Source organism: Pimelobacter sp. 30-1 (assembly GCF_018831735.1).
In the GTDB taxonomy this organism is placed as follows: Bacteria; Actinomycetota; Actinomycetes; order Propionibacteriales; family Nocardioidaceae; genus Nocardioides.
The window spans coordinates 236546-262096 of record NZ_NHTS01000001.1 but is presented as its reverse complement, the minus strand read 5'-3'; the positions used below and the strand labels follow the sequence as shown (position 1 = coordinate 262096).

General features: G+C 72.2%; 26 protein-coding genes. 3 read left to right on the top strand and 23 right to left on the bottom strand.

Going from position 1 to position 25551, the window contains the following annotated elements; translation table 11 throughout:
• Nucleotides 1-7 precede the first annotated feature (7 nt).
• Nucleotides 8-769, top strand: coding sequence for a tyrosine-protein phosphatase (locus CCO04_RS01255; RefSeq protein WP_215812279.1), 762 nt, complete (start codon nt 8-10; stop codon nt 767-769).
• Here the strand turns inward: CCO04_RS01255 and CCO04_RS01250 are convergent.
• The 4 genes from CCO04_RS01250 to hutH are packed head-to-tail and all read right to left on the bottom strand — an operon-like array spanning nt 759 to nt 5106.
• On the bottom strand, nt 759-1376 hold the full coding sequence (locus tag CCO04_RS01250; RefSeq protein WP_215812278.1) for an MBL fold metallo-hydrolase: 618 nt from the start codon (nt 1374-1376) through the stop codon (nt 759-761). The genes CCO04_RS01255 and CCO04_RS01250 overlap by 11 nt on opposite strands.
• The gene (locus CCO04_RS01245) at nt 1376-2491 is read right to left on the bottom strand and encodes an S-(hydroxymethyl)mycothiol dehydrogenase (RefSeq protein WP_215812277.1); all 1116 of its coding nucleotides are present in this window, start codon (nt 2489-2491) and stop codon (nt 1376-1378) included. The genes CCO04_RS01250 and CCO04_RS01245 overlap by 1 nt, the downstream gene beginning before the upstream one ends.
• An 18-nt stretch (nt 2492-2509) precedes the next feature.
• Complete coding sequence (locus CCO04_RS29585) at nt 2510-3454, bottom strand: PDR/VanB family oxidoreductase (RefSeq protein ID WP_215812276.1); 945 nt, start codon at nt 3452-3454, stop codon at nt 2510-2512.
• Nucleotides 3451-5106, bottom strand: a complete 1656-nt coding sequence (hutH, locus tag CCO04_RS01235; RefSeq protein ID WP_215812275.1) for a histidine ammonia-lyase — start codon at nt 5104-5106, stop codon at nt 3451-3453. Before hutH ends, CCO04_RS29585 begins: the two co-directional genes overlap by 4 nt.
• Before the next feature lie 101 nt (nt 5107-5207).
• Between hutH and CCO04_RS01230 the strand changes: the two genes are divergently transcribed.
• Together CCO04_RS01230 and CCO04_RS01225 are read left to right on the top strand one after the other, a co-directional pair.
• Nucleotides 5208-6386: a cytochrome P450 gene (locus CCO04_RS01230; RefSeq protein WP_215812274.1), complete on the top strand. Its 1179-nt coding sequence runs from the start codon at nt 5208-5210 to the stop codon at nt 6384-6386.
• Nucleotides 6383-7771, top strand: a complete 1389-nt coding sequence (locus tag CCO04_RS01225; protein ID WP_215812273.1) for an FAD-binding oxidoreductase — start codon at nt 6383-6385, stop codon at nt 7769-7771. The genes CCO04_RS01230 and CCO04_RS01225 overlap by 4 nt, the downstream gene beginning before the upstream one ends.
• A gap of 5 nt (nt 7772-7776) precedes the next feature.
• Here the strand turns inward: CCO04_RS01225 and CCO04_RS01220 are convergent, their stop codons facing one another.
• The 19 genes from CCO04_RS01220 to CCO04_RS01130 form a co-directional block, all read right to left on the bottom strand.
• The gene (locus CCO04_RS01220) at nt 7777-8847 is read right to left on the bottom strand and encodes a histidinol-phosphate transaminase (protein WP_215812272.1); all 1071 of its coding nucleotides are present in this window, start codon (nt 8845-8847) and stop codon (nt 7777-7779) included.
• Entirely contained in the window at nt 8844-9632 is a 789-nt protein-coding gene (locus CCO04_RS01215; RefSeq protein ID WP_305799855.1) for an amino acid ABC transporter ATP-binding protein, read from the bottom strand. The genes CCO04_RS01220 and CCO04_RS01215 overlap by 4 nt, the downstream gene beginning before the upstream one ends.
• On the bottom strand, nt 9629-10525 hold the full coding sequence (locus CCO04_RS01210; protein WP_257752913.1) for an amino acid ABC transporter permease: 897 nt from the start codon (nt 10523-10525) through the stop codon (nt 9629-9631). The genes CCO04_RS01215 and CCO04_RS01210 overlap by 4 nt, the downstream gene beginning before the upstream one ends.
• 11 nt (nt 10526-10536) lie before the next feature.
• Complete coding sequence (locus CCO04_RS01205; RefSeq protein WP_215812271.1) at nt 10537-11427, bottom strand: ABC transporter substrate-binding protein; 891 nt, start codon at nt 11425-11427, stop codon at nt 10537-10539.
• 119 nt (nt 11428-11546) lie between these two features.
• On the bottom strand, nt 11547-12278 hold the full coding sequence (locus tag CCO04_RS01200; protein ID WP_215812270.1) for an IclR family transcriptional regulator: 732 nt from the start codon (nt 12276-12278) through the stop codon (nt 11547-11549).
• Between the two features lie 15 nt (nt 12279-12293).
• Nucleotides 12294-13418, bottom strand: a complete 1125-nt coding sequence (locus CCO04_RS01195; RefSeq protein ID WP_215812269.1) for a YihY/virulence factor BrkB family protein — start codon at nt 13416-13418, stop codon at nt 12294-12296.
• 44 nt (nt 13419-13462) lie between these two features.
• The gene (locus CCO04_RS29580) at nt 13463-14383 is read right to left on the bottom strand and encodes an AEC family transporter (protein ID WP_215812268.1); all 921 of its coding nucleotides are present in this window, start codon (nt 14381-14383) and stop codon (nt 13463-13465) included.
• Between the two features lie 56 nt (nt 14384-14439).
• Nucleotides 14440-15108: a hypothetical protein gene (locus tag CCO04_RS01185; protein WP_215812267.1), complete on the bottom strand. Its 669-nt coding sequence runs from the start codon at nt 15106-15108 to the stop codon at nt 14440-14442.
• Between the two features lie 15 nt (nt 15109-15123).
• The gene (locus CCO04_RS01180; RefSeq protein WP_215812266.1) at nt 15124-15768 is read right to left on the bottom strand and encodes a hypothetical protein; all 645 of its coding nucleotides are present in this window, start codon (nt 15766-15768) and stop codon (nt 15124-15126) included.
• A gap of 95 nt (nt 15769-15863) precedes the next feature.
• The gene (locus CCO04_RS01175) at nt 15864-16241 is read right to left on the bottom strand and encodes a PLD nuclease N-terminal domain-containing protein (protein ID WP_215812265.1); all 378 of its coding nucleotides are present in this window, start codon (nt 16239-16241) and stop codon (nt 15864-15866) included.
• Nucleotides 16242-16284: 43 nt separating this feature from the next.
• On the bottom strand, nt 16285-17886 hold the full coding sequence (locus CCO04_RS01170) for a long-chain-fatty-acid--CoA ligase (protein ID WP_252372587.1): 1602 nt from the start codon (nt 17884-17886) through the stop codon (nt 16285-16287).
• Nucleotides 17883-18764 (bottom strand): aldo/keto reductase, encoded by an 882-nt coding sequence (locus tag CCO04_RS01165; protein WP_215812264.1) that lies wholly within the window; start codon nt 18762-18764, stop codon nt 17883-17885. Before CCO04_RS01165 ends, CCO04_RS01170 begins: the two co-directional genes overlap by 4 nt.
• Nucleotides 18765-18777: 13 nt before the next feature.
• Entirely contained in the window at nt 18778-19641 is an 864-nt protein-coding gene (locus CCO04_RS01160) for a fumarylacetoacetate hydrolase family protein (protein ID WP_215812263.1), read from the bottom strand.
• A gap of 42 nt (nt 19642-19683) precedes the next feature.
• On the bottom strand, nt 19684-20433 hold the full coding sequence (locus CCO04_RS01155; RefSeq protein ID WP_215812262.1) for an IclR family transcriptional regulator: 750 nt from the start codon (nt 20431-20433) through the stop codon (nt 19684-19686).
• On the bottom strand, nt 20430-21212 hold the full coding sequence (locus CCO04_RS01150; protein ID WP_215812261.1) for a hypothetical protein: 783 nt from the start codon (nt 21210-21212) through the stop codon (nt 20430-20432). The genes CCO04_RS01155 and CCO04_RS01150 overlap by 4 nt, the downstream gene beginning before the upstream one ends.
• A 29-nt stretch (nt 21213-21241) precedes the next feature.
• Nucleotides 21242-22174, bottom strand: a complete 933-nt coding sequence (locus CCO04_RS01145) for a zinc-binding dehydrogenase (protein WP_215812260.1) — start codon at nt 22172-22174, stop codon at nt 21242-21244.
• On the bottom strand, nt 22171-23100 hold the full coding sequence (locus tag CCO04_RS01140; RefSeq protein ID WP_215812259.1) for an NAD(P)-dependent oxidoreductase: 930 nt from the start codon (nt 23098-23100) through the stop codon (nt 22171-22173). The genes CCO04_RS01145 and CCO04_RS01140 overlap by 4 nt, the downstream gene beginning before the upstream one ends.
• Nucleotides 23101-23135: 35 nt before the next feature.
• Nucleotides 23136-23921 carry an SDR family NAD(P)-dependent oxidoreductase gene (locus tag CCO04_RS01135; RefSeq protein WP_215812258.1) on the bottom strand — a complete coding sequence of 262 codons (786 nt, stop codon included), beginning with the start codon at nt 23919-23921 and terminating at the stop codon, nt 23136-23138.
• A gap of 37 nt (nt 23922-23958) precedes the next feature.
• The gene (locus CCO04_RS01130; protein WP_215812257.1) at nt 23959-25545 is read right to left on the bottom strand and encodes an ABC transporter substrate-binding protein; all 1587 of its coding nucleotides are present in this window, start codon (nt 25543-25545) and stop codon (nt 23959-23961) included.
• Between the last annotated feature and the right edge of the window lie 6 nt (nt 25546-25551).

The window sequence follows — 25551 nt, the reverse complement described above, 5'->3', positions numbered from 1 at the left end:
TTTGCTCGTGAACACGGACGAGGAGTACCTGCGCCTGGCATCGGCCGACAACTTCCGCGACGTCGCGGGCTCCGGCTACGCCACCACCGACGGGAGCCGGCTGCGCACCGGCGTGTTCTACCGCTCCAACGACCTGCGCCTGACCGACGACGACCACGGCCGGCTCGGCGCGATCGGGCTGCGCGCCGTGATCGACCTCCGCTCGCCCACCGAGGTCGACCTCCACCCCGACCCGGACGTCCCCGGCGCCGAGGCCCTGCACTTCGACGCCATCGGCATCCCGATGGAGCGCATGTCGGGCCTCCAGCGCCGCGAGGACGCGGTCGCGCTGATGGACGACGTCTACCGCACCTTCGTCACCGAGGACCGCTCCCGTACGGCGTTCGGCGGCGTCCTGCGCCAGCTCGCCGTCGGCGGCCCCCAGCTCTTCCACTGCTCGGCCGGCAAGGACCGCACCGGCTGGGTCTCGGCCCTGCTGCTCCACATCGCCGGCGTCGACGACCCGACGATCGAGTCCGACTACCTGCTCACCAATGCCCGCAGCGCCGCGAGCCGGGCCCGGGTGGAGGCGGAGATCGCCACCCACCTGGGCCCGGACTCGGTCGCCGTCTACGAGCCGACGCTCGTCGTCGCCACCGAGTACCTCGACGCCGCCTGGACGGCGGTCGACCGGCACTTCGGCGACCGGACGTCGTACCTGCGGGACGGGCTGGGGCTCGACAACGACGTGCTCGGTGAGCTGCGGGCGATGCTGCGGGTCACTCCGTAGCGTCGAGCAGGACCTGCTCCGCGGCGATGGTGGTGTCGTCGCCGTGCCCGGTGTGGACGACCGTCTCGCCGGGCAGCGAGAACAGCTTCACCCGGATCGACGACTCCAGCGTGGGCCGGTCGCTGTAGGAGCGACCGGTCGCGCCGGGGCCACCGTGGAACAGGGTGTCGCCGGTGAACACGCAGCCGAGGTCGGGGGCGTAGAGGCACACCGCGCCCGGAGCGTGGCCGGGCGTGTGGATCACCTGCAACGTCGTCCCGGCCACCTCCAGCGTCTGACCGTCGGACAGGTCGACGTCCCACAGGTGGTCGGTGTGGGTCAGCTCCCACAACGGCTTGTCGTCGGGGTGCAGCAGGATCGGCGCGACCGTGGCCTCCCGCAACGCCGGAGCCACCCGGACGTGGTCGTCGTGGGCGTGGGTGCAGATGATCGCCTTGACCTTGCGGCCGCCGACCACCTTCAAGATGTCCTCGACGTCGTGGGGGGCGTCGATGACCACGCACTCGGCGTCGTCCCCGATCACCCACACGTTGTTGTCGACCTCGAAGGTCTCGCCGTCCAGGCTGAACGTGCCGCTGGTGACAGCGTGGTCCACTCGGGCAGCCATCAGATGATCACGACCGAGCGCAGGACGTCACCGTGGTGCATCTTGGCGAACGCGGCCTCGATGTCGTCGATCCCGATCTCCTCGGTCACGAACGCGTCCAGGTCGAGCCGGCCCTGCTGGTACAGGTCGACCAGCATCGGGAAGTCCCGGCTCGGCAGGCAGTCGCCGTACCAAGAGGACTTGAGCGCGCCACCACGACCGAACACGTCGATCAGCGGGATCTCCGGGATCTTCATGTCGGGGGTCGGTACGCCGACCAGGACCACGGTGCCGGCCAGGTCACGGGCGTAGAACGCCTGCTTCCACGTCTCGGGACGACCGACCGCCTCGACCACCACGTCGGCACCGTCGGCACCCTCGTAGGTCTCCGCGCAGATCCGCTTGATCTCCTCGACCGGGTCGACCTTGCTGGAGTCGACCGTGTGGGTCGCCCCCATCTCCTTGGCCTTCTCCAGCTTCTTGGCGTCGATGTCGACCGCGATGATCGGCGAGGCACCCGCGAGCGCGGCACCGGCGATCGCGGCCACCCCGACACCACCGCACCCGATCACCGCGATGGACTTGCCGCGGGTGATCGCACCGGTGTTGATCGCGGCACCGATACCAGCCATGACGCCACAACCCAGGAGGCCGACGGCGGCGGGGCGGGCGGAGGCGTCGACCTTGGTGCACTGACCGGCCGCGACCAGGGTCTTCTCGGCGAACGCACCGATCCCCAGGGCCGGGGACAGCTCGGTGCCGGCATCGGGTCCATCGGCGAGCGTCATCTTCTGCTTGGCGTTGTGGGTCGCGAAGCAGTACTGCGCCTCACCCCGCTTGCACGCCCGGCACTGACCGCACACCGCACGCCAGTTCAGCACCACGAAGTCACCGACGGCCACGCCGGTGACGTCGGGGCCGACGGCCTCGACCACACCCGAGGCCTCGTGCCCGAGCAGGAACGGGAACTCGTCGTTGATCCCACCCTCGCGGTAGTGCAGGTCGGTGTGGCACACCCCGCAGGACAAGACCTTGACCACCGCCTCACCCGGACCCGGGTCCGGAACGTTGATCGTCACGACCTCGACCGGCGCGCCCTTCGCGCGAGCGATGACGGCCTTCACCTGCTGACTCATCTGTGGTTGCTCCCTCTCTCAGAGATCCAGAACGATCCGTGTCCCGCGGCAGCGCGACACGCACGGCATGACCATCTCACCACTCGCCCGTTCGTCGTCACTGAGGACGTGGTCGCGGTGGTCCGGCTCGCCCTCCAGGACGACGGTCTCACAGGTGCCGCACACGCCTTCCTGGCACGAGCTGAGCACCCGGATGCCGGCGTCGGTGAGCGCCTCCAGCATGGTCTGGTCGGCGGCCACGGGGATCTCGGTGCCGTCGGCGATCTCGACGACGAACGCGTGGTCCCCCTCCCGTACGGCGTCGCCCGCGCCGGTGAACCGCTCCAGGACCAGGCGGGCGCCGGGCCGCGCCTCGGCGTACTCCTCCAGGGCGGTGAGCAGGGGCGTCGGGCCGCAGGCGTAGATGTCCGCGGCCGCGGCGCCGAGGCCGTCGAGGGTGGCGGCGAGGTCGATCGGGCCGCCGTTGGTGTCGACGTGGCGGACCACGCGGTCGCCGTACGACGACAGCTCGTCGACGTACGCCGCCGCGGCCTCGCTGCGCGCGAGGTGCAGCAGCCGCCAGTCGGCGCCCGCTGCCGCGGCTGCCGCGGCCATCGGGAGGATCGGGGTGACGCCGATGCCGCCGGAGACGAGCACGATCGGGCGGGTGCCGACGACGAGCTCGAAGTTGTTGCGCGGCGCCGAGGTCACCAGCTCGTCCCCGACGGCGAGGGCGTGGTGCACGTGGCGCGAGCCGCCGCGGCCGGCCGCCTCCTCCAGCACGGCGATCCGCCAGGTGGCGTCGCCGGGGGCCGAGCACAGCGAGTAGGAGCGGACCAGGTCGGGCGCCAGGACGAGGTCGACGTGGGCGCCCGGCGTCCAGCCCGGCAGCGGCGTGCCGTTGACCGGGGCGAGGACGAGCTCGCGGACGCGCTCGGCGACCTGGCGGGCCGCGGTGACGCGCACCCGGACATCGCCGGTCACGAGAGTCCCCCGACGGTCGCGACGACGGTGCCGGAGCGGACGAGCTCGACCGCGCGGCGCAGCCACGGGTAGAGCACGCGGTCCTGGGTGAGGTGGGTGACCGGCTGGCCCTGCTCGTCGGACGACGACCGCACGAGCGCGCGCACCGCGCGGCTGGACGGCGCCAGGCCGTCCTCGGTGACCTCGTCCTGGAGGATCCGCAGGTCGAGCGCCTGGGCCGCCATGAGCAGCTCGATCGCGACGACGGCCTCGATGTTGGCGACGACCTGGCGGGCGTGCCGACCGGCGTTGTTGGCCATCGAGACGTGGTCCTCCTGGTTGGCACAGGTGGGGATCGAGTCGACGGAGTCGGGGTGCGCGAGCGTCTTGCAGTCGGAGACCAGCGCCGCGGCGAGGTACTGCGGGAGCATGTAGCCGCAGTCCATGCCGACCTGCTCGCTGTTGACGAGCATGTCCGGCAGGCCGCGGTTGAGCGTGCCGTCGTCCATCCGGAACAGCCGCCGCTCGGTGATGTTGCCGATCTCGGTGACGGCGATGCTGAGGAAGTCCGCGGCGAACGCCATGTACTCCGCGTGGAAGTTGCCGCCGGAGACCGCCTTGAGGGGGCGCGGCAGCGCGGGGAAGATCAGCGGGTTGTCGGTGGCGGCGTTCATCTCGTTCTCGACGAGGCCCGAGACGAAGCGCAGCGTGTCGATGATCGGGCCGAGCACCTGGGGGACGCAGCGCAGCGAGTAGGCGTCCTGCGGGGGCTGGCGGACCGGGTCGTGGTCGCGGTCGCCGTCGGTCAGCGTGGCGCCCTCCAGCAGGCCGCGGATCCGGGCGGCGACCTCGATCTGGCCGGCCTGGCCGCGGGCCTCGTGCAGCTCGGCGATGAACGCGTCGCCGAAGCCCTTGAGCGCCTCGATCGACATCGCTGCGGTGATGATGTTGGTGTCGAGCAGGGTCTGCGCGTCGTGCAGGGCGAGCGCCACCTGGGCGCACGAGAACGACGTCCCGTTGAGCAGCGCGAGGCCCTCCTTGGCGGCGAGCGCGATCCGGTCCAGGCCGGCGGCGGCCATCGCCTCCGCCCCTGGTACGACGCGCCCGTCGGCGAGCACCTCACCGGAGTTCCGCACGTCCTCCTCGGCGCTCTCGCGCCCCTCGACGCCGCGCGTCATGACGAGGGCGAGGTGGGCGAGCGGGATCAGGTCGCCGGAGGCGCCGAGCGAGCCGTACTCCGGGATCGCCGGGTGCACGCCCGCGTTGAGCATGTCGACGACGAGCCGCGCCACCTCGGGGCGGACGCCGGAGTGCCCGGAGAGCAGGCTGACCGCGCGGATGAGCATGGTCGCGCGGACGAGCTCGGTGTCGACGTACCGGCCGATGCCGGAGGCGTTGCTCAGCACCAGGCGGCGGGAGAGCTCGGCGGCGTCGGCCGGGTCCGCGAACGCCTGGCGTCCGGCCAGCGAGCCGAAGCCGGTGTTGATCGAGTAGATCGGGCGCTCCAGGCCCGCCGACTCGACCCACTCCTGGCTCGCCCGCAGCCGGTCGGCGACGGCGTCGTCCAGCTCGACGCGCGCGCCGTGGCGGGCGACCGCGACGAGGTCGGTCAGGGAGAGCCGGGCGCTGCCGAGGACGACGACGCGGTCGCCGGCGGTGGAGGTCTGCGTCATGGGCCCATCGTCGGGAAGCGCGCAAGGCCCCGGCAATATTCATTCTCATGGGGCGGGAACCTCCGTTGTTCCAGCCCTCCGGGCGCTCCTAGCGTCCCGCCATGCACCTTGCCGACGACCCGTACGACGACGCGAACCTCACCGACCCGTACCCGCTCTTCCAGCGGATGCGCGAGGCCGGCCCGGCCGTCTGGCTCGACAAGTACGACGTCGCCGCGTTCACCCGGTTCGCCGAGGTCCGCGAGATCCTCGTCGACCACGAGACGTTCATCTCCGGCGCGGGCGTGGGCCCGCGCAACTACCACCACCAGCCGCCGTGGCGGAAGCCCGGCATCCTCGACTCCGACCCGCCGATGCACACGCCGCTGCGGGCCGCCATGGCCGACGTGATCAGCCCCCGCAACATGCGGCCGCTGCGCGCGGGCTTCCAGGAGTTCGCGACGCCGCTGGTGGACCAGCTGCTCGACCTGCGCGAGTTCGACGCGATCACCGACCTCGCCGAGCTGTTCCCGATCCGGGTCTTCGGCGACGCGGTCGGCATCCCGCGCGAGGGCCGCGCCGAGAACCTGCTCGCCCACGGCGCGATGAACTTCGCCCAGTTCGGGCCCGAGGACGCGCGCTACGAGCAGTACATGAAGGCCGGGGAGCACACCATCGAGTGGACGATGCAGAACTGCGCCCGCGAGAACCTCTCCCCCGACGGCCTCGGCGCCAAGATCTGGGCGCACGCCGACGCCGGCGCGATCGAGCCCGAGGAGGCTGCCGTCCTGGTGCGGGCGCTGCTCTCCGCGGGGCTCGACACGACCGTGATCGCCATCGGCAACACCCTCGGCTGCCTGGTCGCGAACCCCGACCAGTGGGACCTCGTGCACGCCACCCCGCGGCTGACCAAGTTCGCCATCGACGAGGCGCTGCGCTTCGACTCGCCCTTCCAGTCGTTCTTCCGGACCACCGCGCGCGACGTCGAGATCGGCGGCGTCACGCTGCCCGAGGACAGCAAGCTCATCGTCTTCCCCGGCGCCGCCAACCGCGACGTCGACCGCTTCGGGCCGGACGCCGACCAGTACCGCATCGAGCGCGAGGCCGGCGGTCACCTGACCTTCGGCATGGGCATCCACCAGTGCGTCGGGCAGCCCGTCTCGCGGCTGGAGATGGAGGTCCTCTTCGGCGAGCTCGCGCGGCGGGTGCGCTCGATCGAGCCGGCCGGCGAGCCCGTCCCGTTCCTGCACAACACGCTGCGCGGGCTCAGCTCGCTGCCCGTGCGTATCGTGCCCGCATGACCACCCTGGTGAGCTCCTCAGCCTTCGTCACCGCCCTGACCGACGAGCTCGGGGGACGCTGCCGGGTCATCACGGACGGCGACCTGCTGACGTCGTACCGGCAGGACATGGCGACGGTCGTCCCGGGCGGGATGCCCGCGGCCGCCGTGCTGCCGCGGACGACCGCCGACGTGTCGGCGGCCCTGCGCCTGGCGTCGGAGCACCGGGTGCCCGTCGTACCGCGGGGCGCCGGGACCAGCCTGGCCGGCGGCGCCAGCGCCGTCGACGGCTGCCTCGTGCTGTCGACCGAGGCGATGACGACCATCCGCGCGCTCGACCCCCTCGACCGCACCGCCGTGGTCGAGGCCGGCGTCGTCAACGCGCACCTCGACCGCGCCGCCGCCGAGCACGGGCTGATGTACGCGCCCGACCCGTCGAGCTTCGAGATCTCCACGATCGGCGGCAATGTCGCCACCAACGCCGGTGGCCTGCGCTGCGTGAAGTACGGCGTCACCCGCCAGTCGGTGCTCGGCCTCGAGGTCGTCCTGCCCGACGGCCGCATCGTCGAGACCGGCGCGGCGACCACCAAGAACGTCGCCGGGTACGACCTCACCGGCCTGCTGGTCGGCTCCGAGGGGACGCTCGCCGTCATCACCGCCGCCACGGTGCGCCTGCACCGGCGGCCCGTCGTACCGCCGACGACGATCGTCGCCGCCTTCGACGCCCTCGACGCCGCTGGAGCGGCCGTCGCCCGGATCGTGGCGACGGGCCCCGAGGTGCTGCTCATGGAGCTCCTCGACGGGACGACGCTGCGCTCGATCGACACCTGGAAGCGGATGGGCCTGTCCGGGATCGAGGCGATGCTCGTCGTGCAGGTCGACGGCCGGATCCCCGCGGACGCCGAGCTCGTCGCCGAGCTCTGCACCGGCGCGGGCGCGGTCGACGAGCCCGCCGTCTCGACCGACCCGGCCGAGGCCGACGAGCTGCTCGCCATCCGCCGCCTCGCCTATCCCGCCGCCGAGCGCCTGGGCCAGTGCCTGGTCGAGGACGTCGGCGTCCCGGTCTCGCGGCTGCCCGAGATGATCCGCCGGGTCGAGGCCGCCGCGGCCCGCCACGGCGTCACGGTGCTCACCGTCGCCCACGCCGGCGACGGCAACCTGCACCCCACGTTCGTCTTCGACCACGGCGAGGCGGGGATCCCCGCGCCCGTGGCCGCGGCGGCCGACGAGGTGTTCGCGGCCGCCCTCGAGCTCGGCGGGACCATCACCGGCGAGCACGGTGTCGGTGTCCTCAAGCGGGACTGGCTGGAGCGCCAGGTCGGCCCCGACGCGATGGCGCTCCAGCGCGCGGTCAAGGCGGCGTTCGACCCGCTGGGGCTGATGAACCCGGGCAAGGTGCTCGCCTGAGGTCCTCAGGACCAGGCGGCGAGCACCTCGGCGAGCACGGCCCGCAGGTCCGGCTCGCCCACGGTGATCCGGACGCCCTCGCCCGCGAACGGCCGCACCAGCAGCCCGTGCTCGCGGCAGAGCTCGGCGAACGGCGCCGCCCGGTCACCCAGCGGCAGCCACACGAAGTTCGCGTACGACGCCGGGACGGTCGTCCCCCGCGCCGCCAGCAGCGCGCGCACCCGCTCCCGCTCGACCCGCGTGTCGAGGATCCGCTCCTCGAGGACCTCGGGGTGGGCGAGCGAGGCCAAGGCGGCCGCGACGGCGACCGTGGAGACCGGGAAGGGCGGCAGGACCGAGCGCACGGCGCTCGCGACGGCGGGCGCGGCGACGAGGTAGCCGGCGCGGAGGCCGGCCAGTCCGTGCGCCTTGGAGAAGGTGCGCAGCACGACGACATTGCCGCGGGCGACCAGCGCGGGCAGGACGGCGGTCTCGGGGCGCGGGCGCTCGTCGTACTCGGTGTAGGCCTCGTCGAGGACGACGAGGACGTCCGGCGGGAGGGCGTCGACGAAGGACACCAGCGCGTCCCACGGCACCACGGTCCCGGTCGGGTTGTTGGGGTTGCAGACGAGCACGATCCGGGTCGCGGGGCCGACGGCGGCCGCCATCGCGGGCAGGTCGTGCGCGCCGTCCGGGGTCAGCGGGACGCACACCGAGCGGCCGCCGGCGACCTGGACGCTGAGGGGGTAGGCCTCGTAGGAGCGCCAGGCCATGACGACCTCGTCGCCCGGCCGTAGGTAGGCCATCAGGAGCCGGTCGAGCAGCGGCAGCGCGCCGTCGCCGACGGCGACCTCCGCCGCCGCGACGCCGAGGGAGCCGGCCAGGGCGGTGGCGAGGTCGGAGCCGCCGATCAGCGGGTAGCGCGACGAGCCGCCGACGGCGGCCAGTGCGGCGGCCCGGACCGGTCCGGCCAGGCCACCGGGCGCCTCGTTGGAGGACGCCCGCACCCGGACCGGGACCGGTCCGGGTGCGACCGACGAGTACGCCGCCAGGCCGGCCAGCTCGGGCCGGGGCACCGGTCCGGTCGTGACCGTCACGCGAGCACCTTCGAGAGGAACGCCTGGGTGCGCGCCTCGCGCGGGCGCTCCAGGACCTCGGACGGCGGTCCGGACTCGACGACCACGCCGCCGTCCATGAAGTAGACGCGGTCGGCGACCTCGCGGGCGAAGCCGAGCTCGTGGGTCACCACGATCATCGTCATCCCGTCCTCGGCGAGCTGGCGCATCACCGCCAGCACGTCGCCGACGAGCTCGGGGTCGAGCGCCGAGGTCGGCTCGTCGAAGAGCATCAGGTCGGGCTGCATCGCCAGCGCGCGGGCGATCGCGACCCGCTGCTGCTGGCCGCCGGAGAGCTGCGAGGGGTAGTTGTCGACGCGGTCGGCCAGGCCGACCCGGCCAAGCAGGTCGCGGGCGCGCTGCTCGGCGACCGAGCGCTTCTCGCGACGGACGACCATCGGGCCCTCCATCACGTTCTCCAGCGCGGTCCGGTGGCCGAAGAGGTTGAACCCCTGGAACACCATGCCGATGCCGGAGCGGCGGGCGGCGACCTCGCGCTCGTTGAGCTCCTTGAGCTTGTCGCCGTGCGGCCGGTAGCCGACCCGCTGGCCGCCCACCCACATCTCGCCCCGGTCGAACTTCTCCAGGTGGTTGATGCACCGCAGGAAGGTGCTCTTGCCCGAGCCTGAGGGCCCGAGCAGGCAGACCACCTCGCCCCGCTCGACCGACATGTCGATGCCCTTGAGCACCTCGACGTGGCCGAACGACTTGTGCACGTCCCACGCCTGGAACATCGGCTCGTCCGCGACCTCTGCCTGGGCGCTCATGCGACCGCCTCCCCCTTGCGTGCCATGCGGCTCCCCTTGCGGCTCACCCGGTGGTGGGAGAAGCCGCGCCCGAAGTGCCGCTCGATGAAGAACTGCCCGACGGAGAGCACCGCCGAGATCGCGAGGTACCAGAGCGCGGCCACGATGAGCAGCGGGATCGTCTGGTAGGTCCGCGAGTAGATGAGCGAGGCCGACGTCATCAGCTCGCTGTAGCCGATGACGAGGACGAGCGCGGTGTGCTTGAGCATGCCGATGGTCTCGTTGCCGGTCGGCGGGATGATCACCCGCATCGCCTGCGGCAGCACGACCCGCCGCATCACCTGCGAGCGCCGCATGCCGACCGCGCTCGCCGCCTCGGCCTGGCCCGGCGGCACCGACAGGATGCCGCCGCGCACGATCTCGCTCATGTACGCCGCCTCGTTGAGCCCGAGGCCCAGGAGCGCCGCGGTGAGCGGCGAGATGAGGTCGTTGGCGCTCCACGAGAAGCTGCCGGCGCCGATGGTCGGGTAGAGGGCGCCGAGGAAGTACCAGAAGAGCAGCTGCACCAGCAGCGGAGTACCGCGGAAGAACCAGGAGTAGGCCCACGCCGCCGACGACAGGATCGGGTTGGGCGACAGGCGCAGCACCGCGACGACGACGCCGAGCACGACACCGATCGTCATCGCGGCCACGGTCAGCATCAGGGTGCGCCCGACACCCTGGAGGATCGGCTCGGCGAACAGGTAGTCGCCCACGACGTCCCACTGGAACCGCTCGTTGCCGACGACCTGGGTGATCGCACCGGCCAGCAGGACCAGGATCACCGCGGCCATCGCCCAGCGCCCCGGGTGCCGCGTGGGGACGACGACCCGCGCGTCCCGCGCGAACGCGGGACGAGCGGGCGTGTCGGTCACGGGGGACGCCGTCACTGGGTGCCGCCGTTGACCGGGAAGGCGTCGACGGCACCGCTCTCCAGGCCGTACTTCTCGAGCGCCTTGAGGTAGTCGCCGTCCTTCAGCAGCGCCTCGAGCGCCTTCTGCACGGCCTGCTGGAGCTCGGTGCTGCCCTTGGCGAACACGATGCCGAACGGCTGCGACTCGTACGGCTTGCTCATCACGAGACCCTCGGTCTGCGACGCGGCGTACGCGCCGGGGGCGCTGTCCATGAGGACGGCGTCGACGCGGTCGTTCTGCAGCGCGAGGATGACCTGGTTCTGGCCCGGGAAGACGATCGACTCGATCTTGTCGTCGCCCGCGGCCTCGCACTTCTTCGACTGCTCCTCGGCCTGGGCGACCTCGGTGGTGCCCTTGACGATGCCGACCGTGGTGCCGCACATGGCCTCGAGGGTCGCGTACTTCTCGGCGTCGTCCTCGTGGGCGAGCACGCCCGCACCGGCGGCGAAGTAGTCGACGAAGTCGACCTCCTTCTGGCGCTCCTTGTTGTCGGTCATCGCCGACATCGCCATCTCGTAGCGACCCGAGACGAGGCCGGGGATGATCGCGTCGAAGGCGATGTTCTCGAACTCGATGTCGATGCCGAGCTGCTTCTCCAGGCCGTCCGCGATCTCCCGGTCGATGCCGAGGACGGTCTTGTTGTCGGTGTCGTAGAACTCGAACGGCGGGTACTCGACGTTGCTCGCGATGGTGATCGACTTCTTGTCCTGCAGGTCCTTCGGGAGCGCGCTGTGGAGCGGGGCGGACTTGTCGAAGGACGGGTCGTCGTTCGCTTCGCTGCTGCCGCCGCAGGCGGAGAGCAGCGCCGGCAGGGCCAGGGCGAGGGCGGCGGCCGAGAGGGTGAGGTGGCGGGGTCGCGTCATGATGCGTGCGCTCCTTGAGGTGTCGTGGATCACAGGAGGATCCGGCCCCGGGGAGGTCGGCAACAATCGCCGTTCCCATGGCGTGGGAAACGGCGGTTTCGGCCCTGTTAAAGCTCGGACTACTTCTCGAGCTCGGCGGACATGTCCGCCGCGGCCGAGCGCAGGAGGCGGGTCGCCCGGCGTACCCAGTCGGGGTTGTCGCAGCGGTCCGAGGGCCCGGCGAGGGTCAGCGACGCGGCCACCTCGCCGTTGCTGAAGACGGGGACCGCGACCGCGATCGCGCCCTCCTTGAACTCGCCGCGGGAGACGGCGAACTGGTCGCGTCGTACCTGGGCGAGGACGGCGGGCAGGTCGGCCGCCCGGACGGTCGCCTCGGAGTAGGCGACGAGGTTGGCGAGCGCGACCTCGACGATCGGCCGGGGCGCGTAGGCGAGGAGCAGGCGCTGGCCGGCGCCGGCGTAGAGCGGGAGCAGCTCGTTGATCCGGAAGGCGTAGTGGTCGGGCGCGGTCGAGACCGACTGGCGCAGGCAGATCGCGTGGGAGCCCGCGCGTACGGCGAGCACGGCGGTCTCACCGGTCTGGTAGGTCAGCGTGCGCAGGTACTCACCGCAGATCTCCGCCAGCCGGGTGTGGGTCAGGTGCTCGCCGGAGATCTCCATCAGCCGCCACCCGGGCACGTAGACCCCCTGGGACTCCTCGATCAGTCCGTAGTCGCGTAACGAGCGGACGTACCGGTACGCCGTGCTCGTCGCCAGCCCCAGCTCCTCGGCGACCTCCGCGACGGTCACCTGACCGTTGCGGGCGATCGCGATGAGGACGTCGAGTCCGCGGGTGAAGGAGTTCTGCGCCATGACCGTGCTGCCGGCTCAGATCGAGGGCGGCGGGGGCAACCGGAACGGCTGGGTGGGCTCCTCGGCAGCCTCCGGGCGCGGGGGCCGGCCGGGGATGTGTTGCTTGTGCACCTTCTCGGTGCGCGGGTCGAGCACGATCTCGTGGGAGTCGCCGTCGCGCCCGTCGAAGCGCACCGCGACCGTCTCGAAGCCCTTGTGCCGCTGCATCTGGGCGTACATCGCGTACGCACGGCGGTCGGCCTCGGTGAGGTCGACGGAGTCGGTGAACGGCGTCAGCAGGGCGCGCGGCCACAGCTTGCGGGCGAGGACGACATTGACCTCGATACCGAGGACACCCATCACCGCGCCGATGTAGAGCAAGCCCATCAGGCCGAGGACGACGCCGAAGATCCCAGCCATGCTGTTGCGGTCGGCGCTGGCGACGACGTTGGTGACGTAGGCCGTACCGATCCACTGCAGGAACTGCCACATCACGGCGACCGTGAACCCGCCCGGTGCGGCTCGGATGCCGCGATCCCGGATGGCCCGGGCCGCCGCCATGCGGAGCAGCACGGTCATCACGGACCCGAGGATCGCCACGGTGAGGAGCCGTACCAGCCAGTGGAACCAGGTGTGCCGGGAGAGCGCACCGACCAGGTTGGTCTCGGTGAGCACCGCTGAGCCGACCGAGATCGCGAAGATGAAGGTGCCCGCGACGACCAGGAGGAAGAGGCTGTTGACCCGGGTCATCACCGGGTGCGGGCGGCTGTTGCGCGGCACCGCCCAGGCGGCCGACTGGACGTTCTGGAGCGCGAGGCCGAGCCCGAGCGCGCCGTACAGCGCGGTCAGGGAGCCGACGATGATGCCGCCGGTCGACCCCTTGATCCCGTTGGGCCGGCCGAGCGCGTCACCGATGATCGGGAACTGGCCGAGCGCCGAGTCGAGGACCTGCTCCTGGAGGCGTGGGTTGCCGTCGAGGAAGAAGCCGAGGATCGACGTAGCGAGCAGCAGCAGCGGGAAGATCGAGAGGAACGCGTAGAACGTCAGGATCGCGGCCAGGTAGTTGCCCTGGTCGTCGAAGAACTTGTAGATGACGGCAAGCGGAAAGCCGACAACGGAATTCTTCCGTTGCCCGCGATCGATGTTGCCGACGACACCCACGGCCAGAACCTACGGCATCGCACCGCTCACGCTCGGGAGGGTCCTCATGCCAGCAGCGCGGCGATCCCGATCGCGACCGGCGCCGAGGCCAGCGTCGAGACGAAGATGGCGTCCCGCGCGAGCAGGATCGCCCGGTCGTAGCGCATCGCCACGACGAACACGTTCTGCGCCGTCGGCAGCGCCGACAGCAGCGTCACCGCGAACAGGTCGTGCCCGTCCAGACCCACCACGAACCGCCCCACGACGTACGCCGCCACGGGCTGGACCACCATCTTGAGCGTCGTCACCGTCGCCAGTACCCGCGGCGTCACCCCGCGCCCCGGCAGGGGGCCGAGGCGGAGCGCGACGCCGTACGCGATGAGCATGGCGGGCACCGCCATCCCACCCACCAGCTCGAGCGGCGCCTGCACCGGGGGCGGCAGCGAGGTGTCCGTGGTCGCCAGCAGGAGCCCGGCGAACGACGCGATCGTCAGCGGGTTGGTGACCGGTCGAGACAGGATCTTGGCGATGCTCGGCCGCTCGGGACTGGTGACCACGTCGAGCACCGTGAGCGCCAGCGGCTGGAGCACCAGCAGCTGCATCAGCAGCGCCGGCACGACCAGCGCGGCGTCCCCCAGCGCGTAGGCCGCGATCGGCAGGCCGAGGTTGCCCGCGTTGACGTACGCCGAGCACAGGCTCGCCACGACCGTCGTACCGGAGTCGAGGCGGCGGGCCCGCGCGACGACCACCATCAACCCCGCGCTGACGATCACGCCCGCCGCCGTCGCGACCAGCGGACCGGACAGCACGCGGGAGGGATCGGAGTCGGCCAGGACGGTGACCAGCAGCGCCGGGCTGGCGAGGTAGAACGAGGCGAGCGACAGGCTGCGCTGGCCGTGGGCATCGACGATGCCGCGGTCGGCGAGGAGGGCGCCGAGGGCGATCACGATCGCGATCGTCGCGAAGCCTTCGAGGACACCTCCCACGGGGTGATCCCATCACCCCGCGAGCCGACGGCCTGCGGCGGGACGGATCCGGACGCTCAGGGCTCGGTGATCGTCAGCGCCACGGAGCCGCTCGGCGGGACGTTCGTCCAGTGGCCCTTGACCGCGATCCGGTCCCCCGCGACCAGGTCGAGCAGGACGCAGCCGAGGCCCGTCGGCGCACCCGCACCGCTCGAGATGACCAGGCCCGACCCCGACGTGCCCACCACCGGCGTGAGCCGCGCCGTCCCCGGCGTGAACGTCGCCTTCAGCGTTCCCTCGGCCGTGAAGGCGCACTGGGCGCAACTGACCGACACCTTCATGCCGCGGACCTTCACCGGCCAGGTCCCCCCGGCCGCATTGCCGTCGAACGCGAGGTACCACGTACCGACCTGGGAGACGACGCACGCGCCGAGGACCGGGTTGGCGCACCCGCTGGACGCCACCGCGCTCAGCGTGACGAAGTCCGCCAGGATGCTGCGCTGCACCCCGGGGTTGATCACCGGACCGGACAGGTCGAAGGTCGAGCAGTCGACGCTCTGGGCCACCTCGATGTCCTCGAAGCCGATGCCGGTACCGACGAACTTCGTGCTCGGACCGCCCCAGGGGGTGTACGTCGGGCCGGCGTGGGCGGACGTTGTGGTGGCGAGAAGGAGCAGGACGCTGACGATGAACGTGGTCAGGGCGGCCGCGGCGGACCGGGACAGGTGGGTCCAGGGGGTGTGCATCACAGGTCTCCGTCGTCAGGGGTTGGTGATCGTGAGCCCCGAGACCTGCCAGTACCCGCCGACCCCGATGTTGTCGTCCGCGACGATGTCCAAGGTCAGGCACATCGATCCTGTCGGAGCGTCCGGCCCGCCCGCGACCTTGAGCCCCGAGGGCCCGGTGTTGGGCGTGAACCCGCCGCTGCTCTGGTTGAACTGGCCGTTGACGACGCCGGTGATCCAGAAGACGCAGGTCGCGGCCTGCATCCGGAGCCGGACGTTCTTGAGCCGGGCCGGCCACGCCCCACCGGTCGCGTCCCCCGTGATCGCGAACGTCCAGGTGCCGCTCGGGTTCAGTGTGCTCGGACCGCTGAGCGGGTTGCTGCAGCCGCCGGACGTCAGTGTTCCGAGAGTGACCGCGTCGGCGCCGTAGGACCGGCTGGTCCCGGAGTTGATCACTGAACCGGACATGTTGAATGTGGGGCAGGTGAAGGTCTGGGCGGCATCGATGTCGGTGAAGCTGATGCTGGTACCGACGAACGTGACCGGCCCGCCCCTCGGAGTGTAGGTCGTGTACGCCTGCGCGGGCGCCGTCCCGGCGACCAGCAGGGCCGCGGCCGCCACGGCGGTGGCGAGGTAGGTACGGACCAGGGCGAGGGCAGCAGGTCGGGCGGATCGGTCCACCATCACAATGTCCGCCGGCTGGCGGGCCGGGTCAACGGCTCGAGGCAGATGGCGACGAGATCGCCGCGAAATCCGTACGCGCGTCCGGGCCGGGGCTAGCCGGCGCCGCCCGGCTCCCCCGACTCCTCCTGCCGCCGCTGCTGCTCGTGCCGCTTGCGCTGCTCCTCGGCCCGCTCGCGCACCTTGCGCAGGAACTCCTCGTCCTTGGCCGGGTCCTCCGACGCGAACCGCCCCCGCCGCTCGTACTCCGGGAACCCCGGCGCCGCGCCCTCCAGGCGGGTCATCGGGCGCTCGGCGACGGGGCGGCCGGCGACGAGCCAGGCGATGGAGCCGGCGAGGGGGAAGAAGAGCACGATGAGGAGCCACCAGGTCTTGGCGAGGTGGCGGATGCCGTCCTCGCGCGAGGTGATCACGTCCACGACGCAGAAGAGCCAGAGGATGAGGACCAGGACCGGGGGCAGCAACCGCAGCATGGCGGCATTGTGCCCGGATCTGCCCACCGGCGTCCCGCGAATCTCAGGGCGTCCGGACGGCGAGCTCGCCGGCGGCGTGGGCGCGGCGGAGGGCGACCTTGTCGAGCTTGCCCACGCTCGTGTGCGGCAGTACGTCGACCACGGCCCAGCGCTCGGGGACCCACCAGCGCGGCACCTGCTCGGCGACGGCGGCGCGCAGGGCCGGCAGGTCGAGGTCCAGGCCGGCGCCGGCGCCGGTGACGACGGCGAGGGGGCGCTCGTCCCAGCGCTCGTCCGGTACGCCGATCACGGCGGCCTCCGCGACGCCGGGGAGGCCGCTGATGAGGTTCTCGAGCTCGACCGACGAGATCCACTCGCCGCCGGACTTGATCACGTCCTTGGCCCGGTCGGTGAGGCGGAGGTAGCCGCGGGGGTCGACGGTGCCGACGTCGCCGGTGCGCAGCCAGCCGTCGTGGAAGCGGTCGGCGCCCGCGCCGTCCAGGTACGACGCGGTGACCCACGGGCCGCGGACCTCGATCTCGCCGACGGTGGTGCCGTCGCAGGGCAGCTCGGTGCCGGTGTCCGGGTCGACGAGGCGGAGGTCGACACCGGCGAGGAGGCGGCCCTGGCTGAGGCGGGCGGAGCGCTCCTCCGCGGGGGTCGTGCCGGGGAGGGGGCGGCCGACGGTGACGAGGGGCGAGGTCTCGGTCATGCCCCAGCCCTGGAGCACGGTGATCCCGTGCCGGTCGAAGGCGTCGAGCAGCGCGGCCGAGACAGCGGCGCCGCCGATGACGACCTGGCGCAGGTGCGGCAGCGGCTCGGGGTCGACGTCGAGTGCACGGGCCACCTCGGACCACACCGCGGGGACGCCGTTGGCGAAGGTCACCCGCTGGCGGCGCAGCAGCGCGACCATCTCCTCGGGCGGCGGCACCCGGCCGGGCAGGACGAGGTCGGCGCCGAACCACCAGGCGGCGTACGGGTAGCACCAGGCCGTCGCGTGGAACATCGGTACGACGACCAGCAGCCGGTCCTCGCTCCCCAGCCGCAGGGCGTTGGTCGAGGCAGCCGACAGGCACTGCAGCAGGATCGAGCGGTGGCTGTAGACGACTCCCTTGGGGTCGCCGGTCGTGCCCGTGGTGAAGCAGATGCTGGCCGCCGTGTCCTCCGCGACCTCGGGCCAGGGGTAGGTCGCGGGGCGGCCGGACACGAGGGCGTCGTACGCGTCGTCGGGACCGCCGACGACCACGACGTGCTCGACCTCCGGCAGGTCGGCCAGCAGCGGCCGGACCTGGTCGACGAGGTCCGCGGCGACCAGCAGCACCCGGTCGTGCGCGGCGGCCAGGGTGTGGCGCAGCTGGGCCGCGGAGAGCCGCGGGTTGGCGGTGTGCAGGACCGCACCCATGGCGGGGACGGCGAGGTACGCCTCCAGGTGGGCGCGGTCGTTCCAGAGCAGCGTGCCGACCGCGGTCCCGGGGGTGACGCCGAGCCCGGCGAGGGCGTGGGCGAGCCGGGCGGCACCGGCGGCGACCTCCGCGAAGGTGAGGGTGATGTCGGGTTCACCCGCGCCGCCGGCGACGACCACCTCGCGGTCGGCGTGCCAGCGGGCGCCGTGCTCCAGCAACCGGGCGATGGTGAGGTCGCCGTGGCCCATCGTGGTGCTGATCATGGGTGCTCCTGGAGGTCGTCGGTGATCGCGCGGTGCTCCGCGCGGGTGAGGGGGAGGTCGGCCGCGAGGACCGAGGCGGCGAGCGTGGCCGGACGCCGGGCGCCCGTGACGACGCCGACGTGGTCGCCGAGGCCGAGCAGCCAGGCGAGCAGCACCGTCGGCACCGGTACGCCGTGCGCCCGCGCCGCCCGCCCGGCCGCCGGGCTGAGCCGCTCCACCGCGCCCGGTGGCCGCACGCCGCCGAGCGGCGAGGCCGCGAGCAGCGCGATCCCGTGGGCCGCGGTGAGCGCGACCAGCTCGGGCGCGGGCGGAGCGGCGGCCGAGAAGGGGTTCTGCACCGCCGCCACGGGGACGACGTCCAGCGCCTCGCGCAGCTGGTCCGCCGTCACGTTGCACAGCCCGACCGCACCGACGAGACCCTCGCGGCGCAGGTCCGCGAGGGCGCCGGCGCTGTCGGTCAGCGGCACCCGCGGGTCGGGGAAGTGCAGGTAGTAGAGGTCGATCCGCTCCCGGCCCAGCAGGCCGAGGCTGCGCCGGCAGTCCGCCCGCAGCGCGGCCGGGGAGGCGTCGACCAGGTAGCGGTCGCCGTCGCGGAAGTGTCCGCCCTTGGTCGCGACGAGCACCTCGTCCCGAGCGCCGGCGCCGGCACCGAGCCGATCGAGCACCCGGCGCACCAGCCGCTCGTTGTGCCCCTCCACCCCGCGGGTGGTGTAGGCCCGGGCGGTGTCGACGTAGGTCACGCCAGCCTCGATCGCCTGGGCGAGCAGACGCTCGGCCGGGCCGTCGTCCGCCGGGTCGGTGATCGACCAGCGGGCGCCGCCGAGGCCGACCCGGAGGACCTCCCGGCCGGCCACGGCGAGCGTGCGCCGCGGCGTCACGACGCGCCCGGTCCTAGGAGGTGGCGGTGGCCTGGCGGACCCGCTGGCGCTGGTGGCCCAGGCCCTCGATCTCCAGGTCCATCACGTCGCCCTCGGCGAGGTAGGGGAAGCGGCCCGACAGCGCGACGCCCTCGGGGGTGCCGGTCAGCACGAGGTCGCCCGGCGCGAGGTACACGTGACGGCTCAGGTGCCGGATGATCTCGGCGACGGTGAAGACCATGTCGGCAGTCGAGGAGTCCTGGCGCGGCTCGTCGTTGACCCACGAGCGCAGGCGCAGCGCCTGGGGGTCGATCTCGTCGGCGGGACGCAGCACCGGGCCGACGGGGCAGAACGTCTCGGCCGACTTGCCCTTGGACCACTGGCCGCCGGAGTGCTCGAGCTGGCTGGCGCGCTCGGAGAGGTCGTTGGCGATGACGTACCCGGCGACGTACGCCAGCGGGTCGGCGTCGTCGGCGAGGTGCCGCGGGGTGTCCTTGATGACGACACCGAGCTCCACCTCCCAGTCGCTGCGGGTCGAGCCAACGGGCAGCAGCACGTCGTCCTCGGGGCCGATGACGGTGCCGGGGTGCTTGTAGAAGAGCACCGGGACGGCGGGCGGCTCGGCGCCGGACTCGGCAGCGTGGGCGGCGTAGTTCATGCCGATGCAGCTGACCGCCTGGGGGCGGGCGATCGGGGCGCCGATGCGCACGTCGTCGGCCAGTGCGAGCGCGGGGAGCTCACCGGCGGCGAGCGCCGCACGGGTCCGGGCGATGCCGTCGGCGGCGAGGAAGGCGCCGTCGATGTCGGCGGTCAGGCCGCGCAGGTCGTACGTCGTCCCGGCGTCGTCGCGGACCGCCGGCTGCTCGGTACCGGGCGCGCCGTACCTGAAGAACTCCATGGGGGAACTGCTCCTTGTCGTGCTGGTGGTGGGTGGGAGGGGTCAGGCGATCCGCGCGGCGATCGCCGCGGCGGCGTCCTGGAGCGAGCGGATCGCCTGGACGATCAGCTCGTCGGTCTTGCGGACGTCCGGGATCGAGACGCTGATCGCCGGCTGGTGCTCGGCGGTGCGCGCCAGGGGGACGGCGACGCAGAAGACACCGGGCGTGTACTCGGCGTGGTCCTCGGCATAGCCCTGCGCACGGATGTCCTGGATCTCGGCGAGGAGCGCCTCGGGCCCGGGCAGCGTGGTGCTCGTGTAGCGGATGAACGGCTCCTCGCCGACGCGGCTCAGCACCTCGTCGTCGTCGAGCGTGCTCAGCAGGGCCTTCCCTATCCCCGTCGCGTACGCCGGCAGCCGGGCGCCGACGTGCGAGGCCAGCCGCAGCTGGTGGTCGGGGTCGACCTTGGCGACGTAGACGTTGTCGGCACCGTCGAGCACCGCGAGCTGCACGGTCTCGTTGAGCTCGTCGCGGACCGCGGCCATGTAGGGCAGGGCGAGGTTCTCGATCGACGCGGCGCTGAGGTAGCTGCGCCCCGCCTGCCAGAGCCGGATACCGATCCGGAACCGCTTGGTCGTCTGGTCGAGGTCGAGGAAGCCGCGCATCACCATCGTGTGCAGCAGCCCGTGGGTGCTGCTCTTGGGCAGCCCCATCTTCTGCTGCACCTCGACGAGGGTGAGCCCGTCGGGGTGCTCGGTGAGCAGCTCGAAGATGAGCAGCACCCGGTCGGCGGACTTGACCGGGGCGCTCATCGCGGCACCGGGGCGACGACGTGGTCGGGGAAGCGGGCGAGCTGCCCGGCGTCGTAGAGGGTCAGCGCGACGTCGGCCGTACGGCGTACCCGGTCGTGGGCGGCGAGCGCCTCGTAGATGTTCTCGCAGATGCCGATGGGGTGGTCCTCGCGGAGGTTGCGCTCGGTGAAGTAGGCGTCGGTCATGGTGACCACGCCGGCGGCGGTGTCGACCTCGACCGCCATGGACGCCCGGTGGTGCGAGCCGGTCCACCAGGTGCGCAGGCCGGGGGCGATCTCGTCCTCGTCCTCGAGCAGCCGCACCCGGTCCCAGGCGGGGCCGGTGAGGTGCGCGACGACGTCGGGCGTGAGGGAGGTGTCCCGGTCGTCGTGCGGGTGCCGGTGGCTGGTGTGGAAGTGCGTCCAGCCGCGGCGGGTGATGCAGATCTGCGCGTTGTCGAACGCCAGCACGTTGGCGGTCGTGTAGAGCTGGAGCGGCGTGAGGAGCACGTGCGTGATGCTGTCGAGCGGTACGCCGAGCGCGTCGAGCTGGGCCGGCAGCCACTGCCCGGGCTCGCGGCGGAAGGCCGCGCGCTCGCCGAGGAAGGACGCCCAGCCCTCGTTCATGGCGGTCAGGTCCTGCGCCGGCCCGGTGCCCACGAGCGCCCGGACGCCGTCCCCCTCGATGAGGAAGGCCTGGAAGGCCAGCTCGTACCACTGGTCCCAGTCGGACATCCAGTAGACCTCCGGTCCGGGGACCTCACCGGTCCCGAGCGGAAGGATCCGCACTCCGAACGTCATCGCTCCTCCTTCTCCCCTGCCCTCGTCGATCACGGCATCAACAGTGCTTTGGTCGTCTCGGTGACGCCCGACATGAGGCTCGTGAACACATCGGCCCCCTCGCTGAGGGGGAACGTGGTGGCCCAGTCCAGCCGAACTCGGGTCGCCAGGTCGAGTGCTTCGTCGAAGTCGCGCGGCGTGTAGCAGTAGGAACCGACCACCCGCTTCTCGGCGCGGACGATCTCCTGGCCGTCGAATCCGGCCGACGCGCTGAGCAGCCCGATCCACACCGCGGTGCCCCCCGGGCGCAGGAAGTCGACCGACGCCTGGTGCGTCGCCTCGGCCCCGACAGCGTCGATGATCGCGTCGTAGCGGCCCTCCAGCGCGGTGCTCGTCCGGGCGGCGCCGAGGCTCGCGGCGAGCTCGAGGCGGCCCGGGGCGAGGTCGGTGACGGTGACGTCGGCGGTGTGCTGGAGCGCGACGAGGAGGCAGGTCAGGCCGATCGTGCCGGCGCCGAGCACGGCGACCCGGCTGTCGGGGACGAGCCCCGCGAGGCGTACGGCGTGCACGGCGTTGGCGAGCGGCTCCACCAGCGCCGCCTCGGCGAAGGACAGCCCCTCGGGCAGCTCGCGGACCGCGCGCTCGGGGACGACGACCCGCTCGGCGAAGGCGCCGGGGGCGTCGATGCCGATGATCGCGCGGGTCTCGCAGAGCTGCTCGTCGCCGCGGGCGCAGGCCGCGCAGGTGCCGCAGCTGAGCAGCGGGTTGACGGTGACCCGGCGGCCGTCGGCCGTCGTGCCGGAGAACTCGTGGCCCATGACCAGCGGCGGCTTGCGGAACTCGGTGTGGGTGATGCCGTGCAGCTCGCTGCCGCAGATGCCGGACGCGACGACCTGGATCTCCACCTCGCCCTCGCCCGCGACGGGCTCGGCGACGTCCTGGAGCTCGACGACGCCCGGACCGGTGAACACGAGGGCCTTCATCGCGCGGCGTCCTCGAGCAGGGCGGCGAGCTTGACCGCGGCGCGGATGCGCAGCTGGGGCAGGGACTCGGTCGACAGGTAGGCGATGTGCGGGTTGACCAGTACCCGCGGGTGCGCGGCGATCCGCTCGGCGATGCCGGTCGGCGGCTCGCTGGAGAGGACGTCGAGCGAGGCGAAGCCGAGCGTGCCGGCGTCGAGCGCCGCGAGGAGGGCGTCCTCGTCGACGAGGGCACCGCGGGCGGTGTTGACGAGGTGCCCGCCCTCGCCGAGCCCGGCGAGCACGGACGCGTCGACGGCGCCGGCGGTCTCGGCGGTGGACGGCATGTGCAGGGTCAGGTGGTTCACCGCGGCGGCGAGCTCACCGAGGGTCTCGTGCCGGGTGACGGACGCCGGGATGTCGGTCGCGAACGGGTCCCACACGTGGACGGGGAAGCCCAGCGCGGAGACGCGGTCGGCGACGGCGCGGCCGATCCGGCCGAAGCCGGCGATGCCGACGGGGTCCTGGGCGGGCGGCAGCGGCGCGGCGATGCCGGCGGTGCTCCAGCCGGCGTCGGCGACGCGGCGGGCGGCGGCGGTGAGGCGGCGGCTGTGGGCGTAGATCGACGCGGCGGCGTGGTCGGCCACCTCGGCGATGCAGTAGTCGTCGACATTGCTGACGGCGACACCGTGGCGGGCCGCGGCGTCGAGGTCGATGTTGTCGAGGCCGATGCCGTAGCGCACGACCGCGCGGACGCCCGGCAGTGCGGCGAAGACCCGCTCGGTCATCGGCGCCCACTGCACGAGGAGCCCCTCGGCGTCCTGGGCGGCCGCGATCACCTCGTCCTCGGTGAGCACGCCGGCGAGCGTCACGTCGTACCCGTCGCCGAGCTCGGCGCGCTCGTGGGACCCGTCGCCCAGATTGGTGTCGGTGATGACGATTCTTCGCATGGGAACTCTCTTGTCGTGTCGATAGACGCCGGGGCTCAGGCCGAGCCGGCGAAGCTGGAGGTGTCGCCGAGCCCCTCCGGGCCCATGGCGAGGTAGCCGCCGTCGACCGGGAGGTCGACGCCGGCGATGAAGCTGGCGTCGGGCGAGCACAGGAAGCCGATGGCGGCGGCGACCTCGGCGGCCTCGCCGAGCCGGCGGAGCAGGTGGAAGCGGCCCCAGACCGGCTCCCAGCGCTCACGCCCGCCGTCGGCGGCCGCGGCGGCGACCTCGGGGGTCCAGATCCAGCCGGGCGAGACCGAGTTGACCCGGATCCCGTCGGCGGCGAGGTCCATCGCCATGCAGCGGGTGAGGCCGACGATGGCGCTCTTGGTGGTGTTGTAGGTCCAGCGCTGCGGCTGCGCGATGTGCGCGGAGATGCTGGCGGTGTTGACGACCGCCGCGCCCTCGGCGCGGGCCAGGTGGGGGTGCGCGGCTTGGACGACATTGCTGATGCCGCCGACGTTGACCCGCAGGACGGCGTCCCACTCGGCCGGCGTGACGTCGAGCCCACGGGCCAGGAAGCTCGCGGCGCAGTTGACGACGACGTCGATGCCTCCGTGGGTGCCGGCCACCTCGTCGACAGCCGCGCCCACCCGGTCCCGGTCGGCAACATCGACCAGGAACGGGTGGATCCGTGCCGACCCGGAGGAAGGAGTCTCGGCGATGTCGAGCGCAGCCACGGTGTAGCCCCGCGCCGCGAACAGCTCGGCGGTGGCGCGGCCGATGCCGGAAGCGGCGCCGGTCACGAGGGCGACCTTCGGCCGCGATGCTGCGTTCTCCATGTGTTTTTCCTTCCTCCGGGTCGATTCCGTCAGGTGCTTACTTCGACAGCCACACGTTGTTGATGGTGGGCACCGAGTAGCGCAGCCGGCTCGGGTCGTCGAGGTCGGCGCTGTGGACCTTCTTCGACGAGACGAAGCCGATCGGCTGGCTCGTCGTCCACGCCCACGGCAGCTCCTCGGTGAGGATGCCGTCGGCCTGGCCCCACAGCTCCTTGCGCTTCGCGGTGTCGGCGGTCAGCCGCGCGTCGTCGACCAGCTGGTCGAACTCCTTGTTCGCGAAGCCGGTGCTGTTGAGGTCACCGGTCGAGTAGAAGAACCGGTACGGCAGCAGGTCGGGGGTCAGGAAGCCGGCCATCGTCCAGCAGGCGGCGTCGTACTTGCCCGCGATGAAGTTGGAGACGGCGGTGGTGCTCTCCTGCACGTCGACCTTGACGTCCATGCCGGCCTTGGCCAGCTGGCGCTCGATCACGTCGGTGGTGTTGACCGTGGGACGGCACATGTACGTGAACGAGACGTCCTTGCCGGTGTCGGCCTTGTACTCGGCGACGAGCTTCTTGGCCTCGTCCAGGTCGAAGCCGGGGACCTCGTGGTCGTCGTTGAACGGGTCGGCCTTGGGGAACAGGTTGACGGCCGGCTCGGCCATGCCCTCCTTGGTCAGGTCGACGATCTCGTCGCGGTCGAGCGCCATCGAGACGGCCTTGCGGACGCGGATGTCGTCGAACGGCGCCTTGGTGGTGTTGAAGACGATCGAGTCCTGGTCGCTGCCGACACCCTGGACGAAGTTGACCGAGGCGTCGTTCTTGGCCTGCAGCATGATCGTCGGGTTGATGGTCGGGGCGTAGTCGATGTCACCGGCCTGGAGGGCCTGGAAGCGGGCCTGCTCGTCCTCGATCAGGCGGATCTGCACCTTGTCGAGGTAGGGCTCGTCCTTGCCCCAGTACTCCGGGTTGCGCACGAGCACGGTGTCCTTGCCCGGGCCCCACGACTCGAGCTTGTACGGGCCGACGCCGGCGGCGTGGCTGGTGTAGTCGTCGCCGAACTCCTTGAGCGCCTTCGGCGAGGCGATGTAGCCGGCGGTGCCGCTGCCGTCGTACGACAGGGCGTAGGGCAGACCCGCGTAGGCCTTCTTGAGGTGGAAGACGACGGTGGTCTCGTCGGGGGCCTCGACGGACTCGACCGACGAGAGCAGCGAGGCCGCGGTCGACGCGGTGGCCGGGTCGAGGTGACGGTCGATGTTGAACTTCACGGCGGCCGCGTCGAACGGCGAGCCGTCACTGAACTTCAGGCCGGTGGGGAGCTTCATCGTCCACTCGGTGAAGTCGGCGTTGGGCTCCATCGACTGCGCGATGTTGGGCTTCGGCTCGTCGCCGAGCTTCTCCACCTTCATCAGGGTGTCGTAGATGGCGTAGCCGGTGAGGGCCATCGCGTTGGCCGAGCCCTTGGCGGGGTCGAGCGTGGTCACCTCCGAGCTCATGCCGACCTTGAGGGTGCCGCCGGACTGCGGGTCACCGGAGTCGGAGCTCGAGCCGCCGCCCGAGCAGCCGGCGAACAGCAGGACGCCCGCTACCGAGGCAGCCATCGCGGTCCGGAGGCGTCCGAGCCCGCCAGATCCGAATGTGGTCATCTCTTC